The sequence below is a fragment of the Spirosoma knui genome (genome assembly GCF_054780635.1).
This window is the reverse complement of sequence record NZ_BAAGVY010000032.1, coordinates 1-1,366: the sequence shown is the minus strand read 5'-3', so window position 1 is coordinate 1,366 and position 1,366 is coordinate 1. Positions and strand designations below refer to the sequence as shown.

At 46.1% G+C, this 1,366-nt stretch carries 2 protein-coding genes; both read left to right on the top strand.

What is annotated here, in order from left to right:
* The first annotated feature begins 45 nt into the window (after positions 1 to 45).
* Positions 46 to 378 (top strand): hypothetical protein, encoded by a 333-nt coding sequence (locus ACYVIY_RS28585; protein ID WP_460980087.1) that lies wholly within the window; start codon positions 46 to 48, stop codon positions 376 to 378.
* Complete coding sequence (locus ACYVIY_RS28580; protein ID WP_460980088.1) at positions 375 to 1,277, top strand: IS3 family transposase; 903 nt, start codon at positions 375 to 377, stop codon at positions 1,275 to 1,277. The genes ACYVIY_RS28585 and ACYVIY_RS28580 overlap by 4 nt, the downstream gene beginning before the upstream one ends.
* Positions 1,278 to 1,366: the final 89 nt, after the last annotated feature.

Below are 1,366 nucleotides of genomic sequence, written 5' to 3'. Positions count from 1 at the left end.
TGTCATGTCCTAGAATAGGTTTACAGCCCGCAACTGAGCTGTAACATGAACAAACGACAAAGAGCCGTACGAGAATACTTACTGGGTGGGTGCACCTATCTGCAACTGGAGAAAAAGTATGGCATCAGTAAAGCCACGATAAATCGGTGTGTGCTCAAGTATCAAGCCCAACAACAGGCTAAACTAAAAGGCGTGGGCTTAGCTTCAGATCCCATGAAGCCCAAACCCAATCAACCGCCCAGTCTGGAGCAACTCCAAAAGTTGTTAGAGCAGGAACAACTACGCAATAAGCTGCTGAACGCCATGCTCGATATTGCCGAGGATGAGCTGCAAGTCCCGATCCGAAAAAAGTTTGGCACCAAGCGGTCAACAAAGTGAGGCACAACGCAAAGCGACACAGCCTGTCGGTGTTGTGTGCACTGCTTGGTTATAGCAGGCAGGCATTCTATCAATTTGAAAAAAATAACAACCAAAGTTGCTTTGAAGCCGAGCTGGTTATTCAGCAAGTATTGCTCCATCGATCGCTGCAACCCCGCTTAGGCACTCGAAAACTACTGGTGCTGATGCAGGATTTTGTCCAAGATCACCAGTTGAAGATGGGCCGGGATGCTCTGTTTGATTTGCTACGAGCCCATAAATTATTAGTGAAAAAGCGTCGCCGTAGGGTGCAGACTACTTTCTCTAATCACTGGCAGAAAAAGTATCCAAATCTGATACGGGATTATGTGCCCAAAGCACCCAATTCGTTATGGGTGAGCGATATAACGTATATTATAGTCGGCGAGGGCTTTGCTTACTTAAGCTTGGTAACCGATGCCTATAGCCGCAAAATCGTCGGCTTCTGTGTGTCAGAAACGCTAAGTGCGATGGGCAGTCTAAAGGCCTTGTCGATGGCCTTGAAAGCCTGCCAGGACACTTCTGAATTGATTCACCATAGTGACCGGGGCGTGCAATATTGTTGCCTAGAGTATGTGAGCCTTTTAAAGGACAATAACATCCAAATCAGCATGACGCAAAGCGGAGATCCATTAGAAAACGCGATCGCCGAACGGGTGAATGGTATCTTGAAAGAGGAGCTATTAGCCGATCACTATCCTAGCTTGGCCGTAGCCAAAAAGGGAATTGCTCAGGCTGTCCTGATTTATAATTCATTACGCCCCCATAGCAGTTGTGACATGCTGACCCCACAGCAAGCCCATCAGCAAAGGGGCGATTTGCGAAGACGCTGGAAGAATTACTATAAGAAAGGGGAAATAGACCTAGAAGTTGCCAACTGATTTTTAGTTGAGATACTGTAAACAGATAGTAGGACTATAAGCATGAACTAATAAATTCACTTCGAAACTGTAAACTTATTTTAGGACGC

Bases quoted from the DNA above. Each gene is read 5' to 3' on its own strand.
- ACYVIY_RS28585 (WP_460980087.1), top strand. From the start codon at position 46: ATGAACAAACGACAAAGAGCCGTACGAGAATACTTACTGGGTGGGTGC.